This is a genomic window from Nesterenkonia sp. F (genome assembly GCF_000220985.1).
Lineage (GTDB): Bacteria > Actinomycetota > Actinomycetes > Actinomycetales > Micrococcaceae > Nesterenkonia.
On the sequence record NZ_AFRW01000116.1, the window covers coordinates 41,009 to 60,655 of the forward strand.

Consider the following 19,647-nt stretch of genomic DNA (forward strand, 5'->3'; position numbering starts at 1 on the left):
CATCTCATGATGTGGACCGCTCATCGGCGCTCATCAGCGGCTTCGGAGGGGTCCTCTCCTGCGCTCCCGGCGGTCGGGTCGGCCGTCCCGGCCTCCTGGGCCGCGGCGTCCTCCTCGGTCGTCCCAGCATCTGGACCGTGCGAGGTCTCATCATCCGGACTCTGGTCCGCGACGGTGCTCTCGGCGGCATCGTGGTCGACGTCCTGGTCGGCGTCCTGGTCGGCGTCCTGGTCGACATCGGGGTCGATGTCCTGGGCGCGTCCCACGGTACGGGTCCCGTGGCCGACGCGGTAGACCTGGAGCTCCTCGGCGAGGGCCTCGGCGGTGCGCGGGCGGCGCAGGAAGAGCACCACGAGCATGACGAGGGCCACCAGGAAGGTGAACAGCGCGGCCCACATGTTCAGCCGCCACTCCTGCCCGAAGAGGCTGATCCACTGGGTCGACTTGCCCAGCTCGTCGATGCGCAGGCTCTCGATCCAGAAGCGGCCCAACGTGTAGTAGGCCACGTAGGTCCAGGCCACCAGGCCCTGCTTGAAGCGGAACTTCTTGTGCAGCAGCACCAGCACCACGACGCCGGCCAGGCTCCAGAGGCTCTCGTAGAGGAAGGTCGGGTGGAACAGCGTGGACTCCGAGAGGTGCTGGACCTGCGGGACCCGGTGCTCGGCGTCGACCTCCAGGCCCCACGGCAGGCTGGTCGGGGCGCCGTAGAGCTCCTGGTTGAACCAGTTGCCCCAGCGGCCGATCGCCTGCCCCAGCAGCACGCCGGGGACGATCGCGTCGGCGAATCCGGCGAACTTGATGCCGTAGCGTCGGCAGGCGATCCAGATGCCGACCGCACCCAGGACGATGGCTCCCCAGATGCCCAGTCCGCCGAGCCAGACCTGCGGGATCAGCGTCAGGTCGCCGGTGCCGTCGAAGTTCGGGCCGAAATAGGCGTCCGGCGAGGAGAACACGTGATAGAGCCGGCCGCCGACGATGCCCAGCAGCACCGCCCACAGCGTGGCGTCCATGACGTTGTCGACCGATCCCCCGCGCGACTTCCACAGCCGGGAGCTGAGCAGGATGGCGGCGATGATGCCCACCACGATGCACAGGGCGTAATAGTTCAGGGTCAACGGGCCGAACAGGTCGAGACCGCTGGAGGGCGGAGCCGGGAATCCTGCACGCAGGTCCCCGGCAGGGGCGGCCGCCGCAACGGTGGGAGTCATGGGCAGAAGGTCCTCTCGGATCTGTGCACGGTCAGGCGCGCCGCCGACCGGCCGGCTCCCGGACGGGAGCCGGCCGGGGCCGACGGCGCGACGTCGGTGGCGAGTCTACGTCGTGAGTCTGGACACGCGGCGCACGTCGACCGGAGCGTGGCCCGGCCGGTGCGACCGAGTCGGACCGGTCCGGACGGAGCCGCCGCGTGCCGCGTCGGATGCCGCGTGGCCGATGCTCAGCCGCGGCCGGAGAGCTCGGCGGCCTTCGCCGCGACCGCCTCCGGCCCGCCGTCGCGCAGCGCGGCGACCAGGGCGGTGCCGACGATGACGCCGTCGGCGTAGGCGCCGATCTCCTCCACATGGGCTCGGGTGGAGACGCCGAGTCCGACGCAGACGCGCTCGGCGCCGGCCTCGTGGGCGGCGGACACCACGCGCTCCGCGGCGTCCGACACCTCGGTGCGCGCCCCGGTGACGCCCATCAGCGACACTCCGTAGACGAAGCCGCGGGAGGACTCGGCGATCCGCCGCATCCGCTCCGGCGTCGACGTCGGGGCGGCCAGGAAGACCCGGTCGAGGTCATGGGCGTCGGCGGCGGCGATCCAGGCCTCGGCCTCATCCGGCGTGAGGTCCGGGGTGATCGCTCCGGCTCCGCCGGCCTCGGCCAGTCGGCGCGCGAAGACCGCCGGTCCCATCCGATCGATGAGGTTCCAGTAGGTCATCACCAGCACCGCGGCGTCGGTGGCCGCGGAGACGGCGGCGACGATCTCGAACACCTCGTCCATGCGGAACCCGCGGGCGAGCACCTCGGTGGTGGCCTGCTGGATGACCGGGCCGTCCATCACCGGGTCGGAGTACGGGATGCCGATCTCGAGGACGTCGGCGCCGTTCTCCGCCAGCGCGATCGCCGCGGCGATGGAGGCCTCCTTGTCCGGGTAGCCGGCCGGGAGATAGCCGATGAAGGCCGAACGCCCCTCGGCGCGGGCGGCCTCGACGGCGTCTGCGGTGATGCTCATGCCTGGACTCCTGTCTCGTCGCCCTGCTCGTCCTCGTCGAGCCGCTCCTGCCGCTCCTGCCGCTCCTGCCGCTCCTGCTGCTCGTCGAGCAGGTCGAACCACTCGGCGGCGGTGCCGACGTCCTTGTCCCCGCGGCCGGAGAGGCTGACGACGATGATCCTCTCCGCGGCGGCCTCGGGATCCTCCGCCGTCCAGGCGGCCGAGAGCCGGGCCGCGCCGGCGAGCGCGTGGGCCGACTCGATCGCCGGGATGATGCCCTCGGTGCGGCACAGCGTCTCGAAGGCGGTCATGCACTCGGCGTCGGTGACCGGCTCGTAGACTGCCCGGCCGCTGTCGGCCAGATGCGCGTGCTCCGGCCCCACCGAGGGGTAGTCCAGCCCGGCCGAGATGGAGTGCGAGTCCAGAGTCTGTCCGTCCTCGTCCTGCATCAGGTAGGAGCGGGCGCCGTGCAGCACCCCCGAGCGGCCGAGCGTGATCGCCGCGGCGTGCCGACCGGTCTCCACGCCGTCGCCGCCGGCCTCGTAGCCGTGCAGGGCGACCTCGGCGTCGTCGAGGAAGGCATGGAAGATGCCCATCGCGTTGGAGCCGCCGCCCACGCAGGCGGCCACCGCATCGGGCAGCCGGCCCTCCTGCGCCAGCATCTGCTCGCGGGCCTCCTCGCCGATGACCTGGTGGAACCAGCGGACCATGGACGGGAACGGGTGCGGGCCGGTCACGGTGCCGAGCAGGTAATGGGTGTTCTCCACCGTGGCGACCCAGTCACGCAGCGCCTCGTTGATCGCGTCCTTCAGCGTCTTGGCTCCGTGCTCGACGGGGACCACCTCGGCGCCGAGCAGCCGCATCCGGGCGACGTTGAGCGCCTGCCGGCGGGTGTCCTCGGCCCCCATGTAGATCATGCACTCCATGCCCATCAGCGCCGCGGCGGTCGCCGTGGCCACCCCGTGCTGGCCGGCGCCCGTCTCGGCGATCAGCCGGGTCTTGCCCATCCGGCGGGCCAGCAGCGCCTGACCCAGGACGTTGTTGATCTTGTGGCTGCCGGTGTGGTTCAGGTCTTCGCGCTTGAGCAGGATGCGCGCCGCGCCCTGCTCGGCGGCGAAGCGCGGGACTTCAGCCAGCAGCGAGGGACGACCGGTGTAGTCGCGGCAGAGGCGCTGGTACTCGGCGACGAACTCCTCGTCCTCGCGGGCCTCGCCGAAGGTCTGCTCGACCTCGTCGAGGGCGGCGATCAGCGACTCGGGCATCCATCGACCCCCGTAGGGGCCGTAGTAGGGGCCCTCGGCGCCCCGGTGGGAGGAGCCGGCGGCTGCGGAGTCGGTCATGGGAGTCTCCTTCTCGACGAGAGGTGGTCGGCGACCCGTCCGGTCGCCTCGGGCGCCGTGAGGACGCCGGCGGGACGTGGCGGGGGGGGTTAGGCCCGCGAGGCGGCGCGGAAGCGGCCCAGCGCGGCGCGCGGGTCGCCCTCGCGGACCAGCGCCTCGCCGACGAGGACCGCATCGGCGCCGTCGCGGGCGTAGTCGGCGACCACGCCGGGGCCGTCGACGCCGGACTCGGCGACCCGCACGACGTCGGCGGGGAGGTGCCCGGCCATCGTGGCGTAGTGGGCGACGTCGACGTCCAGCGTCTTCAGGTTCCGCACGTTGATCCCGACGATCCGCGCGCCGACGGCGGCGGCACGCTCGATCTCCTCGGCGGTGTGCGCCTCGACGAGGGCCTCCATGCCGAGTTCGCGGGTCAGCGCGAGGTAGTCGCGCAGCCGGGCGTCGTCCAGGGCGGCGACGATCAGCAGCACCAGGTCCGCCCCGTGGGCGCGGGCCTCATGGAACTGGTACTCGTCGACCATGAAGTCCTTGCGCAGCACCGGCACGTCGACGGCGGCGCGCACCGCGTCGAGATCGGCCAGCGAGCCGCCGAAGCGACGCGGCTCGGTGAGCACGCTCACCGCCGAGGCCCCGCCGGCGGCGTAGGCCGCGGCCAGCTCGGCCGGGTCGGGGATCTCCGCCAGGGCGCCCTTGGACGGCGAGGAGCGCTTGACCTCGGCGATGATCCGAACCCCGTCGGCGTCGGCACGGCCGTCCGCCAGGGCGGCGCGGGCGTCGCGGGCCGGGGCCTCCTGCTGGGCCCGGCGGGCCCGGGCGACGATCTCCTCCAGCGGCACCTCGGCACGCCGCGTCGCGAGATCCTCGCGGACGCCGGCGATGATCTGATCGAGCACCGTGCCGGAGGTCCCGTCGGCGGCGACGCCGGAGCTGGTCCCAGGCTGCTCCACTGTCACCTCAGCGTCCGGAGCGGGCGGGGTCGCGCCGCAGCACGGACGAGCTGTCGATCTCCACGCCGTGGCCGGCCTTCTTCAGCACCGCGCCGAGGATGAGCGCCAGCGGCACGCAGGCGGCGGCGACCCACACGAGCGCCCACAGCTGGACGACGAAGCCGATGCCGCCGAGCACCGAGCCGATGATCAGCGTGATGCTCAGCGTCCAGGCCGCCGGAGTGGAGCCGTGGCCGATGTGGTCGTCGTGGATGAAGGAGTCGTCCGGCCGCTCGACGGCGTGCTCGGCGGCGCGGCGCGTGGTGGCCTCGGCCGGCCGCTGCGTGGTGGTGGTGCTCATCGCTGTCCTCTCTGCTGCGCGGCGCACGGGCGCCGCGGACTGCCGTTGAAGTCTCCGTCGTCCATTCTGCCACGCCCGCAGGGCCCCGCGGGCGCGGGCGTCACGGCCCGGACCGGGCGACCGCCGGGGCGATGGAGGCTCAGCGGGTCCGGGCGCCGCTCGGCCCCGCTCAACGCCGATCCGTCGGGTCATCTCCCCGGGAGAGCCCGTCCCACAGGTCGAAGGGATCGTCGTCGTCACCCTCGACGTCCTCGAGGCCCTCGACACCGTCCCCGTCGCGATCCTGCTCGCGGCCCGGCTCCGGCACACCCGATTCCGCGGCGTGCTCGAGGCCCCCGGCCGATCCCCCGGCCGGATACACGGCCGGATCCGCGGCGTCCGACTCCGCCGACGAGGACTCCGCGGCGGTCTCATACCGGCGAGTCTCCGGCCAGCCGCGGGATCCCAGCAGCAGCGCGGCCGGGCCGAGCAGCAGCACCGCCCCGGCGGCGGCCAGCCAGATCGCCGGCCGCAGCGCGTACTCGGCGGCGGCCTCGGTGGTGCCGGTCATGTCGCCCAGCTGCGTCTGCGCCGCCCCGGCGGGGTCGGCGACGACGGATCCCACCATGACCAGGGTGACCGCCGCGGCCGCCAGCAGCAGCACGGCGATGACCAGCCGCCCGAGGCGACGGGCGATGCTCACCGCCGCGCCGCCGGCGAGGGCCACCAGGCCCATGGCCGTGACCGTCTGCGCGGCGTCGGAGCCGGCGACGTCGACGGAGGAGGACACGCTGGTCGGCCCCAGCCCCGTCGCGGTGATCCAGGGCTGGGCGGTGGCGACGAGGATCAGGGCTCCGGAGAGCAGCGCGCCCAGCACCACGGCGCGGCGGCCGGGACGGCGGCCGGACCCGGCGCTCGTCGACGGTCTCGTCGTCCCGCTCACCGTGGCTCCGACCCATCGTCGGCGACGTCGTGCAGCCGATCGGCGGCCAGCACCGCACGCAGCGGGGCGGCGGCCTTGCTCACCGTCTCCCGTCGCTCGGCGTCGTCGTCGGAGTCGGCCACGATCCCGCCGCCGGCCTGGACATGGGCGACGCCGTCCTTCAGCAGCGCCGAGCGGATGGCGATCGCCGCGTCCATCCGGCCGGAGAGGTCGAAGTACCCGACGACGCCGCCGTAGACCCCGCGGCGGGTCGGTTCCCACGCGTCGAGCAGCTGCAGCGCCCGCGGCTTCGGCGCCCCCGAGAGCGTGCCGGCCGGGAACGTCGCGGCCAGCACGTCCAGCGGGGCCACCCCCTCGGCGACGCGACCCTGGACGTGGGAGGTCATGTGCATCACATGGCTGAAATGCTCCACCCTCATGAACTGGGTGACCTCGACGGAGCCGGGTTCGCAGACTTTGGCGAGGTCGTTGCGCGAGAGGTCCACCAGCATCAGGTGCTCGGCACGCTCCTTCTCGTCGGCCAGCAGGTCCTCGGCCAGCTCCTGGTCCGCCCGCGGCGTCTCGCCGCGCGGCCGGGTGCCGGCGATGGGATGGGTGACCACAGTGCCCTCCTCGAGGGTGACCAGCGCCTCCGGCGAGGCGCCGACGACCTGATACGGCTCTCCGTCGGGGGTCTGATGGTGCAGCAGGTACATGTAGGGACTCGGGTTGAGCAGCCGCAGCATGCGGTAGACCGTCAGCGGGTCGACGTCGGTGTCGACGTCGAAGCGGCGCGAGACCACGATCTGGAAGACCTCGCCGTCGACGATGGCCTGTTTGGCCTTCGTCAGCGTGTCCAGGTACTCGCGCTCGTCCCAGGCGTGGCGCACCCGCGCGTCGAGGTCGCGCTCGACCTGTGCGGCCCAGCCGGCCTCGGCGCTGCTCACCCCGGAGAGCGCGGGATCGCCGGCCGGCGTCGACAGCTCGGCGCGCATCCGGCGCAGCCGGGCGACGGCGTCCTCGTAGGCGGCCTGCGCTCCGGTGTCGCGGCCGTCCTGGTTGATCGCGTTGGCCACCAGGGTGACGGTCCCGTCGCGGTTGTCATGGACGACCAGATCGCTGACCAGGTGCATCGCCATCTCCGGCACCTGGAGGTCGTCGGCGGGCGGGTGCGGCAGCCGCTCCCAGTGCCGGACGACGTCCCAGCCGATGTAGCCGACCATCCCTGAGGTCAGATGGGGCAGCTGGGCGGTGCGGGCCCGACCGTCGTCGCCGGCGAGGAACTCCAGCGTCGCGCGCAGCACCTCGGCGGTGGTGCCGTCGCGCGGGGTGCCCGCCGGCGGCTCGCCGATCCAGTGGGCGGCGCCGTCGCGCTCGGACAGCGTGGCGCGGGAAGAGACGCCGACGAAGGAATGCCGCGACCAGGCGGCACCCGGGGCGGCGGACTCCATGAGGAAGGTCCCCGGCCGCCCGTCGGCCAGCGTGCGGTAGATGCTCAGCGGCGTGTGCCCGTCGGCGAGCAGCCGCATGGTCACCGGGATCACCCGGTGCCGGGAGGCCAGGTCGGCGAACTCCTCGGGACTCGGCGAGACGGTGCCCAGCTCAGGCGTCCCCATCGATGCGGCCCTCCTCCCCCGTGCGCGCCGCCTCGGCGGCGTCGGCGGTCTCGAGCGCATCGAGGTCCACGGCGCGGTCGGTGAAGCAGCTGGTCGTGCCGGTGTGGCAGGCCGGACCGGTCTGCTCGACGCGCAGCAGCACCGTGTCGCCGTCGCAGTCCAGCGCGACGCCGACGACCTGCTGCGTGTGCCCCGAGCTCGCGCCCTTGCGCCAGAGCTCGCCCCGCGAGCGCGACCAGTACGTGCCCTGGCGGGTGGACAGCGTCGTCGCCAGGGCGGCGTCGTTCATCCAGGCCATCATCAGCACCTCCCCGGTGGCGACGTCCTGGGCGATCGCCGGCACCAGGCCGTCGGCGTCGAAGCGGACGCGGTCGCGGACGGCGGCGGGAAGCGGGGTCGAGCTCATCGGGATCTCCTGGGCGGATGGACGGGACGATGATGGACGGGACGATGGCAGGGCGAGGACCCGGCGTCGACGGCGGGTCAGCGCACCGGATGCCCGGCGGCGGCCACGGCCTCCTTGACCCGGGCGAGCATGTCGTCGGGGCCGAAGTGGAACAGCGAGGCGGCCAGCACGGCATCGGCGCCGGCGTCGACGGCCTCCGGGAAGTCCTCGGGCCTCCCGGCGCCGCCCGAGGCGATCAGCGGCACCCGGGTGGCCGACCGGACGGTCCGGATCATCTCGACGTCGAAGCCGTCGCGGGTGCCGTCGGCGTCGATGGAGTTCAGCAGGATCTCGCCGACCCCGCGCCCGGCCGCCTCGCGGCACCACGCGACCGCGTCGAGGCCGGTGCCGCGTCGTCCGCCGTGGGTGGTGACCTCGAAGCCGGAGCCGATCGCCGGATCCTCGGTGCGCCGGGCGTCGAGCGAGAGCACCAGGACCTGGGAGCCGAAGCGGGCGGCGATCTCGTCGATGACCTCCGGCCGGTCCACCGCCGCGGTGTTGATCGAGGCCTTGTCCGCTCCGCAGCGCAGCAGCCGGGCCACGTCCTCGGCGCTGCGGACGCCCCCGCCGACGGTCAGCGGGATGAAGACCTCCTCGGCGGTGCGGGTGACCACGTCGTAGGTCGTGCTGCGGTCCGAGGACGAGGCGGTGACGTCCAGGAAGGTCAGTTCGTCGGCGCCGGCGGCGTCATAGCGGCGGGCCAGCTCCACCGGGTCGCCGGCGTCGCGCAGCTCGGCGAAGTTCACGCCCTTCACCACCCGGCCGGCGTCCACGTCGAGGCAGGGGATGATCCTGACCGCCAATGACATGCTGTGCTCCTCCTGTGCTCGATCGGACCGGGACGGGACGGGGTGGCTGGGCGACGACGCGCTCAGACGCGGCAGGCGTGGATGGAGGAGACCAGGATCGCCCGGGCTCCGAGCTCGTAGAGCTCGTCCATCAGCTGGTTCGTGCGTCCGCTGGGCACCATCGAGCGCACGGCCACCCAGTCCTCGTCGGCCAGCGGGGAGACCGTCGGCGACTCCAGCCCAGGAGTGATCGCGGCGGCCTGGTCGAGCAGCTCGCGGCGGATGTCATAGTCCATCATCACGTAGCGCCGGGCGACGAGCACGCCCTGGATCCGCCGGATGAGCCGGTCGATGCCGACGGGACGCTCGCCGTGGCGGGAGATCAGGATGGCCTCCGAGCGCATGATCGGCTCGCCGAACATCTCCATGCCGGCGGCCTTGAGCGTGTTGCCGGTCTCGACGACGTCGGCGATGGCGTCGGCGACGTCGAGGCGGACCGCAGTCTCCACGGCCCCGTCGAGGTGGACGACTTCGACGTCCTCGATGCCCTGGGTGGTGAACCAGTGGGCCAGAAGCCCGTCATAGCTGGTGGCCACCCGCCTGCCGGCCAGCTCCTCGGCGGAGCTGAAGCTGCCCTGCGGAGCCGCCAGCCGGAAGGTGGACTGGCCGAAGCCCAGGCCCAGGATCTCCTCGGCGCCGTGGTCGACGCGTGCGTCCTGGAAGAGGTCGCGGCCGGTGATCCCGATGTCGAGAGTTCCGGAGCCGACGTAGACGGCGATGTCGCGAGGACGGAGGTAGAAGAACTCGACGCCGTTCTCCTCGTCGACCATCACGAGGTCGCGCTTGTCACGGCGCTGGACGTATCCGGCTTCGGAGAGCATGGCCATGGCGGCCTCGGAGAGCGCGCCCTTGTTCGGTACGGCAACACGCAGCATGGATCAGATGGTCCCTCGGGTCAGTATGCGGATCAGGAGCGGTTCAGCGGGCGACGAGCGGCGAGACGCGCCGCCGCCTCAGAGATGGCGGTAGACGTCCTCGGGGCTGATGCCGCGGGCGAGCATCATCACCTGCAGGTGATAGAGGAGCTGGGACATCTCCTCGGCGGCGGCCTCGTCGGACTCGTGCTCGGCGGCCATCCAGACTTCGGCGGCCTCCTCGACGATCTTCTTGCCGATGCTATGGACGCCGGCGTCGAGGGCGGCGACGGTGCCGGATCCCTCGGGTCGGGAGGCGGCCTTCTCGGCGAGTTCGGCATACAGCTGGTCGAAGGTCTTCACCGTCCCAGGGTATGCCGTCGGCGCCCGTCGCCGCGATTCGCCCGCCCGCGACGACGTCACGGAGCATCCGACGGATCATCCGACGGAGCCTCCGCGGGCCTCAGTCGAGCGCGTCGAGCACCGCCCGGGTCGCCACGGCGGCATGCGCGGCCTCGAAGCCCTTGTCCTCCGTCGACCCCTCCAGGCCGGCGCGGTCGAGGGCCTGCTGGTCGTCGTCGACGGTGAGCACGCCGAAGCCCATCGGGGTCGAGGTGCGCAGCGAGGCCTCGGTGAGCCCGTCGGTGGCGGCCTGGCAGACGTAGTCGAAATGCGGGGTGCCGCCGCGGACCACCACGCCGAGGGCCACCACCGCGTCATGGGTCTCGGCGGCGCGGGCTGCGATCAGCGGCAGCTCGAAGCTGCCCGGGGCACGGAGCAGCGTGACGTCGTCGACGCCGATCTGCTCCAGGAAGCGGTGTGCGCCGCCGATCAGGCCGTCCATCACGCGGGCGTGCCAGCGGGAGGCCACCACGGCCACGCGCAGGCCGCGCCCGGCCCGGGCGCGCAGCTGCTGCAGCTCGTCGGCGTCGATCTCGGGGGTTCCGGTGCTGCTCATCGTTCTCCTTGCTCGTTCAGCGGTCGGGTCTCCTCGGCCGGCTCGCCGCGGCCGTCGACGTCGTCGAGGGCGGGCTCCTGCTCCGACGCCTCGCCCAGGCCCAGGCGGTCACCGAGGTGGTCCATCAGGTGATGCATGCGGTCGCGCTTGGTGCGCAGGTACCGGCGGTTCTCGTCGTGGACCTCGCCCTCGGAGGGGACCTGGTCGACGTCGAGTCCGGCCTCCTGCAGCGCGGCGACCTTCTCCGGATTGTTCGTCAGCAGACGCACCCGCGTCAGCCCGCAGCTGTGCAGGATGGCCGCCGCCCCGGTGTAGTCGCGCAGCTCGGCGGCCAGGCCGAGCATCTCGTTGGCCTCGACGGTGTCCGCGCCCTCCTCCTGGAGCCTATAGGCGCGCAGCTTGTTGGCCAGTCCGATGCCGCGGCCCTCGTGGCCGCGCAGGTAGAGCAGATGGCCGCCGTCGCGCTGGATGGACTCCAGCGCCGAGGCCAGCTGCGTGCCGCAGTCGCAGCGGTGCGAGCCCAGCACGTCGCCGGTGATGCATTCGGAGTGCAGGCGGATCAGCGGAGCCTCGGCCGACGCGTCCGCGGCGGGGCCTGACGCCCCGGCGGCGGGATGCTCGGCCGGCGCCTGGGAGCGGGCGGAGATGAGCAGGTGCTCATGGCCGGTGTCGTGCTCGGCCCAGACCTGGGCGGCGAAGATGCCGTGGTCGGTGGGCAGCGTGACCACCGGCCCGGGGGTCACCAGGGCGCGGGCCTGCTCGGAGGGACGGTCCCAGCTCGCCCGCGCCGCATCGCGCACGGTGGAGGGGTCCACCGTGCCGCCGCGGTAGTCGACCAGGTCCGCGATGGAGATCAGCGCCAGCCCGTGGGCGTCGGCGAACTCGCGCAGCGCCGGCACGCGCATCATCCGCCCGTCGTCGTGGACGAGCTCGGCGATCACCCCGACCTGCGAGATCCCGGCCAGCCGACAGAGGTCGACGGCGGCCTCGGTGTGCCCGGACCGGCCGAGCACGCCCTCGGCGTGGGCGACGAGCGGGAAGACATGGCCGGGGCGGGTCAGGTCGGCGGCGCCGGCGCCGCTGTCGGCCAGCATCTGCAGCGTGCGCGCCCGGTCGGCGGCGCTGATGCCGGTGCTCACCCCCTCGGCGGCGTCGACGCTGACGGTGTAGGCGGTGCCCTTGGGATCCTCGTTCTCGGCCACCATCGGCGGCAGGTCCAGATGGGCGGCGCGCTCGGCCGTCATCGGCGCGCAGACCACCCCGGAGCTGTGCCGGACGGTGAAGGCCATCAGCTCCTCGTCGGCGAGGGCCGCCGGCAGGATCAGGTCGCCCTCGTTCTCGCGGTCGGCGTCGTCGACGACGACGACCGGCCGCCCCTGGGCGAGCTGGTTCAGCGCGACCTCCACCGGATCCAGCACCGGGGCCGGCGTCGTCGGCGCCGGGACGGCGGGCACCGCCGCCGCGGGATCCTCCGCGGCGAGAGCGGGAGCGGCGGACTCGCCGGAGAAGCGCAGCATGCGGCGGGCGTACTTGGCCAGCACGTCGACCTCGAGGTTCACCGCATCGCCGACCTGGCGGCGACCCAGCGTGGTCTCGGCCAGTGTGGTCGGGATGAGCCCGACCTCGAACCAGGCCGGCGCCTCCCCGGCCTCGGAGACCGCGGTGACGGTCAGCGAGACGCCGTCGACGGCGATCGAGCCCTTCTCCGCGAGATAGGGCGCCAGCTCCGCGGGCACCGCGAAGCGGTGACGACCGTCGTGGACGTCGCGGGCGAGCAGCTCGCCCAGCCCGTCCACATGGCCCTGGACCACGTGTCCGTCCAGTCGGGCGCCGGAGGGCACGCAGCGCTCCAGGTTCACCCGGTCCCCGACGGCGCGCCGGCCCAGCGTGGTGCGCCGCAGCGTCTCCTGGATGAGGTCGACGGCGAGGTGCTCGCCGTCGACCGAGGTGGCGCTGACGCAGACGCCGTCGACGGCGATCGAGCCGCCCAGCGGCAGGTCTTCGACATGGCCCGGGGCGGCGACGGTGAGCCGCTCGACCCCGCGGGCGGGATCGGGGCGGCGCTCCACGACGGTGCCGAGTCCGGTGATGATTCCGGTGAACATCTCTCAGCTGCTCCTGTTCGCTGGGGTGGATGACGACGGGGGGTCGGGGGCCAGGTGGACGCAGACGTCGTCCTCCATCAGCGTCACGGGCCCGTCCTCGGCGGAGTCCGGCCGGAAGCGCGGCGCCTCGGACAGCGTGGAGACCCCGATGGCTCCGACGCTGCTGGGGCCCTCCCCGAGCAGCACCGGTGCGTGGTAGGCGAAGATCTCGTCGACCAGGTCGGCGGCGAAGAAGGCCGAGAGCACCCGGGATCCGCCCTCGACGAGCACATGGCGGACGGGGCGCCCGTCGAGCTGCGCGGCGGCCAGGCGGCGCAGCGCCTCGAGCGGATCGTGGGTGGGCAGCTGCAGCCACCCCTCCCCCTCGGGACGTCCGCCGCGCAGCCGCGCATCCTCCGGCACCGGGCGACGCCCCATGACCACACGCAGCGGCTGCGCCGCCAGCGGCTCGCCGGACGCGTCGCGGGCGGTGAGCCGGGGGTCGTCGACGGCGACGGTGCTGCTGCCGACCAGGATCGCGTCGATGCGGGAGCGGATCCGGTGGGTGTGGCTCCGCGAGGCCGCCGAGGTGATCCACTGGCTGGTGCCGTCGGCGGCGGCGATGCGCCCGTCCAGACTCTGCGCCAGGTGCACGGTGACGAAGGGACGTCCCTGCTGCCGGGCGAGGTTCCATCGATGGTTCAGCCGACGACACGCCGCGGCCAGCACTCCGGAGACGACCTCCACGCCGGCCGCGGCGAGCTCGGCGGCTCCCCCGCCGGCGTCGGCGGTCGGATCGGCGGCGCCGTGGACGACGCGCGGGACGCCGGCGGCCAGGATCGCCTCCACGCACGGGGGCTGGCGGCCGTGGTGCCGACAGGGCTCGAGGGTGCAGTAGAGCGTCGTGGTGGTCAGATCGACGTCGGGCCGCTCGGCGGCGGCCCGGGCGAGCGCGTCGCGCTCCGCGTGCAGGTGCCCGGCGCCGCGGTGGTGGCCGACGGCGACCACCTCGCCGGAATCGTCGACGAGCACTGCTCCGACCAGCGGATTCACTCCGCGCACGCCGCGGTCGGCGGCCTGCAGCGCGGCCGCCATGTGCTTCTCGTGCTCAGTCATCGCCGCCCTCTCCGCACGCGGTCCGGCGACGACGTCGCACGGCCCGCTCCTCGCGGGGCAACAGCGCGACGGGCCGAGACATGCCCGGTCCGGTCCCCGGCGCCGACGGGTCGGGCCGCCGCAGGGCGGCTTTCCGGCGGTGCCGGGCGACGGCGCCGGACGACGAGGGACGAAGAGCCCGAGGGGCGCAGCGGGATCGGAGAGCGCGGAGAGCGCGGAGCATGCATGGGCGTCGTGTCCTCCCCGGTCCGGCGGATCTCGTGGATGCCAGGAGCTCCGGGACGACGGCGCCTGCGCGGCGGAGGGCGGCGCCGGCCCGCGGAGAGACCCGGGACGCGTCCGACCCCCAGCGTGCTTCTCCCCTCCAGACTCTGACTGTCGGCACCGGAATTCCACCGGTTCAGCCGCGGACGTCGGGGACGACCGCGGGTCGCGGGCTGTGACCGCCGGTTCGGACTTCCACCGATCCCGGAGCACGTGGTGTGTCGAGGTCCAGTCTGCCACAGGCATGAGAGAGGCCCGGAATCCTGTCGGATTCCGGGCCTCTCGGTGATGCTCCAGAGCGGATGACGAGATTCGAACTCGCGACCCTCACCATGGCAAGGTGATGCTCTAGCCAGCTGAGCTACATCCGCACGGATGATCAGTATAGACCATCCAGTGCGCGATACTGGGTTCGAACCAGTGACCTCTTCCGTGTCAAGGAAGCGCGCTACCGCTGCGCCAATCGCGCCTGTTCAGTTGTCGGCCGGCTGCGGACAGCTCGACCGTCGTGCGAGGTGGGGACGGGATTCGAACCCGCGTTGACGGCTTTGCAGGCCGCTGCCTCGCCACTCGGCCACCCCACCGTACCCGATCAGCTCCTCGCTCGCATCCCGGAGGATCCTGCGAGGCCTGCTCGACGTCCAGCGGCCGGGCCGGAGCCCGCACGCCGTCTGCAGTGCCCCTCCGCCGCCGGACGGATCCGGGCGGCGAAGAGCGAACCGCAGCATGCGACGGCCTCGGAGGACCGATTCCGCCGCATGGCATGCAGCTCGTCGAGCGGATGACGAGATTCGAACTCGCGACCCTCACCATGGCAAGGTGATGCTCTAGCCAGCTGAGCTACATCCGCCTGTCGTCTGCGTCGGTTCCGCGGGAACCCCTCGTCAGGCGACCCTGACAGTGTCTCACACTCTCGTGGTCGCCGTCCCGGAGCGGGGCGGCCCGTCGTCACCTCTGCGTTCCGACGACATGAAACTCTAGTGGAGTCCGACCCGCCGCGTCCAATCGAGGGCAGGTGACCCCCGTCACGCGCAGCGGAAGCCCTCCGTTCATCCCCGTCACGGCGGGCGAGGACGCCGCCGCACGACCCGCCGCCGACCGCCTGCGCCCCGTCGCCGCACGCCGGGCGGACGCGCTCCGCGACGGTCATGGCAGACTGGTCGGCGACATGACACAGCCCAGCCTCGCCCACGCCACCGACTTCGGCCGGATGTACTCGCGCTCGACGACCTCGGTCCCCGAGGTCCCCTCGATCACCACGGTGATCGGCCAGGAGCACAAGGACCTCACCGGCTGGGCAGGCCATATGGCCGCCACCGAGCTCATCGCCGACGACCGGCTCCCCGACGCGGTGGGCTCGACGACGAAGCTGCGCTCCCTGGCGCGCCGGGCCTCCTCGGCCGCCGCACGTTTCCGTGACGACGCCGCAGCGCGGGGCGATCGCGTCCATCACTACGCCGAGCAGGTCGCTCTGCGTGCCCTGGACGCCGAGCACGAGGCCGAGGCCGCCCGCGAGGTGCTGCGCACCCACGATGAGCTGGCCTTCGCCGAACAGTTCGACCACTGGTGGCAGACCTTCGCCGTGAAGCCGCTGGCCGCGGAGGTCACCGTCTGGAACCACACTCTGGGATACGCCGGGACGCTGGACCTGGTCGCCGAGATCGGCGGCCGCACCTGCATCATCGACTTCAAGACCAAAGGCCTGACGCGGAAGGGCCGCGCCAAACCGCTCAGCGAGTCGGTGGTGATGCAGCTGGTCGCAGGCATGCAGGCCGAGGAGATGCTCGTCGACGCGGACGCCGGCCGATGGACGCCGTGGCCGCACGGCGCCGATTCCCCGGTGCTGCTGGGCGTGGCCCTGTCCGCCCGCGAAGTGGTGCCCGTCCAGGCCAACCCCGAGGTGCTGAAGTCTCACTGGCACAAGTTCTGGGCGCTGCGCCAGGTCTGGGAGCATATGCGCCGCGCCAGCGAGGCCGGCCCCGCGCTGCGCCCGATCGGCCCGCCGCCGGCACCCGCGTCGGAGGTCACGCCGGCGCGCGCGCCGGACGACACCGCGACCCCGTCGACGGCGTAGCGCGCAGCGTCCCCCGGCCCCGCCCGCGCTCCACGTGGCCGACGCACGACCTCCGCAGTCCCTCGCACAGTAGGATCGACACCATGGCAGTTCTCCCCCTCCGCATGATCGGCGACCCGGTGCTGCGCACGCCGGCCCGCGAGGTCGGCGTCGTCGACGACTCGGTGCGCCGGCTGATCGAGGACATGCTCACCACGATGGACGCCGTCGGCGGGATCGGCCTCGCCGCGCCGCAGGTCGGCGTGGGACTGCGGATCTTCACCTACGACGTCGCCGGCTCCCGCGGCGCCGTCGTCGACCCGACGGTGGAGACCTCCGGCTCGCCGGAGTTCACCCCGCACGACTCCGCGGCCGGCCCGGCCACAGGGACGAACCTCGTCCGCGAAGGCTGTCTGTCCATCGCCGACGTGCACGGACCCGTGGGACGTCCGCAGCGGGCCCGGCTGACCGGGCTGGCCCCCGACGGCGGGCGCGTCGACGTCGAGGCCTCGGGACTGCTCGCCGTCTGCTTCCAGCACGAGGCCGACCATCTCGACGGCCGGCTCTTCGTGGATCGGCTGGTCGGCGAGGAGAAGCGTGCCGCGCTGCGCACGCTGCGGCAGACCCCGCAGGACGCCGACTCCTCCCCCGCCGCACGCCGCGCCCCGAGCGCGGGAGGGAGCTTCTTCGCCGCGGGCCGCTGACCCCGCGGCCCGGCGGAGGGCGTCGCGCAGGAGCCCGACGGCCCGCACCGTCCGAGAGGGCCCGCCCCGCCCGCCGATCGACCAGCACAGCACCGATTCCCGGGAAGGACCTTCGTGCAGCACCATACCGAGACGTCGCTCGCCGACGTGGGACGCCGCATCGATCCCGCCGCGTCGGCCGCCGGGAGCATCCTCTTCGCCGGCACTCCGCAGATCGCCGCCGACTGCCTGACCGGACTGCTCGCCGCCGGCGTCGACGTCGCCGCCGTGCTGACCCGGCCTGACGCCCCTGTGGGACGCAGGCGACGGATGACGCCCTCGCCGGTGGCACAGATCGCCGAGGAGGCCGGGATCCCGGTGATCCGCGCCTCCCGCGTCGACGAGGAGGTCTCCGCCGCGATCGGCCGCACCGGCGCTCGGCTCGGGGTCGCCGTCGCCTACGGGGCGCTGCTGCCCCAGCACGCCCTCGACGCCCCGGAGCACGGCTGGGTGAACCTGCACTACTCGCGGCTGCCGGCCCATCGCGGGGCCTCGCCCGTCCCGCACGCTGTGCTGGACGGAGACGTCGAGACCGCCGCGACGGTCTTCCAGATCGAGGCGGGCATGGACACCGGCCCGATCCACGGCGTCTGCCCGCTGCCGATCAGCGAGGAGATCTCCTCCGGCGAGCTGCTCGACGAGCTCACCGCCGTCGGCACCCGCCTGCTGATCGCCCTGCTCCCCGACCTGCTGGCCGGCCGCTCCGTCCCCGAGCCGCAGGTCGGCGAGGCGACCTACGCGCCGAAGCTCACCCGCGAGGACGCCTTCATCGACCCGCGGCACCCTGCCGCGGAAGTGGTCCGCAGGATCAACGCCACCACCCCCGAGCCGGGCCCCTGGACGCTGCTGGGCGAGACGCGGCTCAAACTCGGCACTGCCCGACCCTATGAGGCCGAGACCCCTGACGACATCGACGAGGCACCCGTCGGTGCTGTCCTGCCGGCGCCCGAGGACCGTCCCGGTGCGGGCCCGGTCCTGACGCTGCGCGCCGGCGACGGGAGGCCCGTCGTGCTGCGCGGCGTGCAGCCGGCCGGCAAGCAGATGATGGACCCGGCGGCCTGGCACCGCGGGCTCCGCGAGACCCCCGTCCTGGGCACGGCTCCCGCGGCGGAGGACGTCGCATCGGGAGTCCCGTCGTCGCGCGACAGATCTGAGCGTCCGTCGTCCTCTGACGATTCCCACCCGGCCGACGCCCGGCCGCAGACCTCCCGGGAGGAGCAGCGATGACCCCGCAGCAGCACCGAGGCTCCGGCGACGGCGCGTCGGACCGTCCCGACCGTCCCGACCGTCGAGCACGGCAGGACCGGCAGGATCGGCAGAACCGCTCCGCGGACTCGACACCGCGCGACGCCGGCGGCCGTCAGCGGTCCCGTGCGGGCAGCTCGACGCCGCGGAGACGCAGCCGCAGCGCTCCCTCGGCGCGCACGCGCACGGCCGACCCCGCCCGTCGCACCGCCTTCCGCGTGCTGCGCGCGGTCTCGGCCGACGACGCCTATGCGAACCTCGTGCTGCCCGCCGAGATCCGGAGGGCGAAGCTCGACCGCCGCGACGCCGGCTTCGCCACCGAGCTGACCTACGGCGCGCTGCGCGGCCAGGGCACGTATGACGCGATCCTGGCCGCCTGCGTGGACCGGCCGCTGGGCTCCCTCGATGCGCCGGTGCTCGACGCGCTGCGGCTGGGCGCCCACCAGCTGCTCGGCATGCGGGTCGACGACCACGCCGCCGTCGGCGAGACCGTCGGCCTGGTCCGCGGCGAGATCGGAGCCGGCCCCTCCGGCCTGGTCAACGCCGTGCTGCGTCGCGTCGGGGCGAAGTCGCGCGCCGATTGGATCGCCGAACTGGCCTCCGCCCGCGGCACCTCCGCCGGCGACGACGAGGCGCTGGCTCTGGAACATGCCCATCCGTCCTGGGTGGTGCGGGCGCTGCGCCAGGCGCTGCGGCTGCACGGCCGCGGCGAGCCCGACGAGCTGGAGCAGCTCCTGGCCGCCGACAACGCCGCCCCCGAGGTCCACCTGGTCGGCCTGCCCGAGCTGGGCGAGCGCCACCTGCCGGCGGCGGTGGAGGTCGGCGGCGAGGAGAGCCCGCTGATCGAGGACGCCGTGGTCTTCCGCGGCGGGGACGTGGGCCGGCTGCCCGGAGTGCGCGAGGGCGTCGTCCGCGTCCAGGACATCGGCTCCCAGTGGATCGCCCGGGCGCTGACGGCGGCCTTCACCCCGGAGACCGTCGACCCCGACGTCGCCGGGGAGCGCTGGCTGGACCTCTGCGCCGGGCCGGGCGGCAAGGCCGCCCTGCTCGCCTCCCTGGCCGCCCAGCAGGAAGCCTGGCTGCTCGCCAACGAGCCCGCCGACCATCGTGCGAAGCTGGTCCGTCAGGCCCTCGACGCCGTGGACGAGGAGGCCTGGAGCCTGCGCACCGGAGACGGGCGCACCATCGGCGACGACGATCGCGGAGACTTCGACCGGATCCTTCTCGACGCCCCGTGCACCGGACTCGGCGCGCTGCGTCGGCGCCCCGAGGCGCGCTGGCGGCGCAGCCCCTCGGACCTCGCCGAGCTGACGGTGCTGCAGTCCGAGCTGCTCGACGCCGCCGTCGGGGTCCTCGCCCCCGGCGGCCTGCTGGGCTATGTCACCTGCTCGCCGCACGCCGCCGAGACCGTGGTGCAGATCGACGACGTGCTGCGCCGCCATCCGGAGCTGCAGCTGCTCGACGCGCACGACCCGATGACGATGGTCGCGCTGCCCGAGGGCGCCCGGCTGGCCGCCGCGTCGCCGACGTCGCCGACGTCGCCGACGTCGCCGGACGGATCGGACACCGGCGCCGCCGTCGCCGACCGGTCCCGCATGGTCCAGCTCTGGCCGCACGTCACCGGCACCGACGCGATGTTCTTCGCCCTGCTGCACCGCCCGGCCTGACCGGAGCTCGACGCAGCCCACCGACCCGATCGACC

At 73.5% G+C, this 19,647-nt stretch carries 18 protein-coding genes, 4 tRNA genes and 1 riboswitch; of the genes, 4 read left to right on the top strand and 18 right to left on the bottom strand.

Annotated features, from left to right (window positions below):
* Nucleotides 1–20: 20 nt before the first annotated feature.
* From lgt to GU5_RS0109805, 18 genes are all read right to left on the bottom strand, one after another.
* Nucleotides 21–1,208 carry a prolipoprotein diacylglyceryl transferase gene (gene lgt, locus GU5_RS15130; protein WP_010525389.1) on the bottom strand — a complete coding sequence of 396 codons (1,188 nt, stop codon included), beginning with the start codon at nt 1,206–1,208 and terminating at the stop codon, nt 21–23.
* 227 nt (nt 1,209–1,435) lie between these two features.
* Entirely contained in the window at nt 1,436–2,212 is a 777-nt protein-coding gene (gene trpA, locus GU5_RS0109725; RefSeq protein WP_010525390.1) for a tryptophan synthase subunit alpha, read from the bottom strand.
* Complete coding sequence (gene trpB, locus GU5_RS0109730) at nt 2,209–3,531, bottom strand: tryptophan synthase subunit beta (RefSeq protein ID WP_010525391.1); 1,323 nt, start codon at nt 3,529–3,531, stop codon at nt 2,209–2,211. Before trpB ends, trpA begins: the two co-directional genes overlap by 4 nt.
* An 89-nt stretch (nt 3,532–3,620) precedes the next feature.
* Complete coding sequence (gene trpC / locus GU5_RS0109735) at nt 3,621–4,478, bottom strand: indole-3-glycerol phosphate synthase TrpC (RefSeq protein WP_010525392.1); 858 nt, start codon at nt 4,476–4,478, stop codon at nt 3,621–3,623.
* A 7-nt stretch (nt 4,479–4,485) separates the two neighbouring features.
* Nucleotides 4,486–4,818 (bottom strand): HGxxPAAW family protein, encoded by a 333-nt coding sequence (locus GU5_RS16405; protein ID WP_010525393.1) that lies wholly within the window; start codon nt 4,816–4,818, stop codon nt 4,486–4,488.
* A 169-nt stretch (nt 4,819–4,987) separates the two neighbouring features.
* Nucleotides 4,988–5,740 carry a Trp biosynthesis-associated membrane protein gene (locus GU5_RS15140; RefSeq protein ID WP_010525394.1) on the bottom strand — a complete coding sequence of 251 codons (753 nt, stop codon included), beginning with the start codon at nt 5,738–5,740 and terminating at the stop codon, nt 4,988–4,990.
* Complete coding sequence (locus tag GU5_RS0109750) at nt 5,737–7,335, bottom strand: anthranilate synthase component I (RefSeq protein ID WP_010525395.1); 1,599 nt, start codon at nt 7,333–7,335, stop codon at nt 5,737–5,739. The genes GU5_RS15140 and GU5_RS0109750 overlap by 4 nt, the downstream gene beginning before the upstream one ends.
* The gene (gene hisI / locus GU5_RS0109755; protein WP_010525396.1) at nt 7,322–7,741 is read right to left on the bottom strand and encodes a phosphoribosyl-AMP cyclohydrolase; all 420 of its coding nucleotides are present in this window, start codon (nt 7,739–7,741) and stop codon (nt 7,322–7,324) included. The genes GU5_RS0109750 and hisI overlap by 14 nt, the downstream gene beginning before the upstream one ends.
* A gap of 77 nt (nt 7,742–7,818) precedes the next feature.
* Nucleotides 7,819–8,589 (bottom strand): imidazole glycerol phosphate synthase subunit HisF, encoded by a 771-nt coding sequence (gene hisF / locus GU5_RS0109760; protein ID WP_010525397.1) that lies wholly within the window; start codon nt 8,587–8,589, stop codon nt 7,819–7,821.
* A 62-nt stretch (nt 8,590–8,651) separates the two neighbouring features.
* Nucleotides 8,652–9,503, bottom strand: a complete 852-nt coding sequence (hisG, locus tag GU5_RS0109765; RefSeq protein WP_010525398.1) for an ATP phosphoribosyltransferase — start codon at nt 9,501–9,503, stop codon at nt 8,652–8,654.
* Between the two features lie 78 nt (nt 9,504–9,581).
* On the bottom strand, nt 9,582–9,845 hold the full coding sequence (locus GU5_RS0109770) for a phosphoribosyl-ATP diphosphatase (protein WP_010525399.1): 264 nt from the start codon (nt 9,843–9,845) through the stop codon (nt 9,582–9,584).
* A gap of 100 nt (nt 9,846–9,945) precedes the next feature.
* A complete protein-coding gene (gene ribH, locus GU5_RS0109775) occupies nt 9,946–10,440 on the bottom strand; it encodes a 6,7-dimethyl-8-ribityllumazine synthase (protein ID WP_010525400.1) in 495 nt (164 codons plus the stop codon).
* Entirely contained in the window at nt 10,437–12,545 is a 2,109-nt protein-coding gene (gene ribB, locus GU5_RS16805) for a 3,4-dihydroxy-2-butanone-4-phosphate synthase (RefSeq protein ID WP_010525401.1), read from the bottom strand. Before ribB ends, ribH begins: the two co-directional genes overlap by 4 nt.
* 3 nt (nt 12,546–12,548) lie before the next feature.
* Nucleotides 12,549–13,640: a bifunctional diaminohydroxyphosphoribosylaminopyrimidine deaminase/5-amino-6-(5-phosphoribosylamino)uracil reductase RibD gene (gene ribD / locus GU5_RS0109785; RefSeq protein ID WP_010525402.1), complete on the bottom strand. Its 1,092-nt coding sequence runs from the start codon at nt 13,638–13,640 to the stop codon at nt 12,549–12,551.
* Nucleotides 13,641–13,988: 348 nt separating this feature from the next.
* Nucleotides 13,989–14,120: riboswitch (FMN riboswitch) on the bottom strand.
* An 81-nt stretch (nt 14,121–14,201) separates the two neighbouring features.
* A tRNA-Gly gene (locus GU5_RS0109790) sits at nt 14,202–14,275 on the bottom strand.
* Nucleotides 14,276–14,301: 26 nt separating this feature from the next.
* Nucleotides 14,302–14,373 (bottom strand) — tRNA-Val (locus GU5_RS0109795).
* A gap of 44 nt (nt 14,374–14,417) precedes the next feature.
* A tRNA-Cys gene (locus GU5_RS0109800) sits at nt 14,418–14,488 on the bottom strand.
* A gap of 192 nt (nt 14,489–14,680) precedes the next feature.
* A tRNA-Gly gene (locus tag GU5_RS0109805) sits at nt 14,681–14,754 on the bottom strand.
* A 318-nt stretch (nt 14,755–15,072) separates the two neighbouring features.
* Here GU5_RS0109805 and GU5_RS15150 point away from each other — a divergent pair.
* The 4 genes from GU5_RS15150 to GU5_RS0109825 all read left to right on the top strand — a co-directional run bounded on the left by GU5_RS15150 (nt 15,073) and on the right by GU5_RS0109825 (nt 19,612).
* Nucleotides 15,073–15,978, top strand: a complete 906-nt coding sequence (locus tag GU5_RS15150) for a cytochrome (protein WP_050806661.1) — start codon at nt 15,073–15,075, stop codon at nt 15,976–15,978.
* Nucleotides 15,979–16,061: 83 nt separating this feature from the next.
* Nucleotides 16,062–16,661 carry a peptide deformylase gene (gene def / locus GU5_RS0109815; protein ID WP_010525404.1) on the top strand — a complete coding sequence of 200 codons (600 nt, stop codon included), beginning with the start codon at nt 16,062–16,064 and terminating at the stop codon, nt 16,659–16,661.
* 114 nt (nt 16,662–16,775) lie between these two features.
* On the top strand, nt 16,776–17,927 hold the full coding sequence (locus tag GU5_RS15155; RefSeq protein WP_010525405.1) for a methionyl-tRNA formyltransferase: 1,152 nt from the start codon (nt 16,776–16,778) through the stop codon (nt 17,925–17,927).
* Nucleotides 17,924–19,612 (top strand): RsmB/NOP family class I SAM-dependent RNA methyltransferase, encoded by a 1,689-nt coding sequence (locus GU5_RS0109825; RefSeq protein WP_010525406.1) that lies wholly within the window; start codon nt 17,924–17,926, stop codon nt 19,610–19,612. Before GU5_RS15155 ends, GU5_RS0109825 begins: the two co-directional genes overlap by 4 nt.
* Nucleotides 19,613–19,647: the final 35 nt, after the last annotated feature.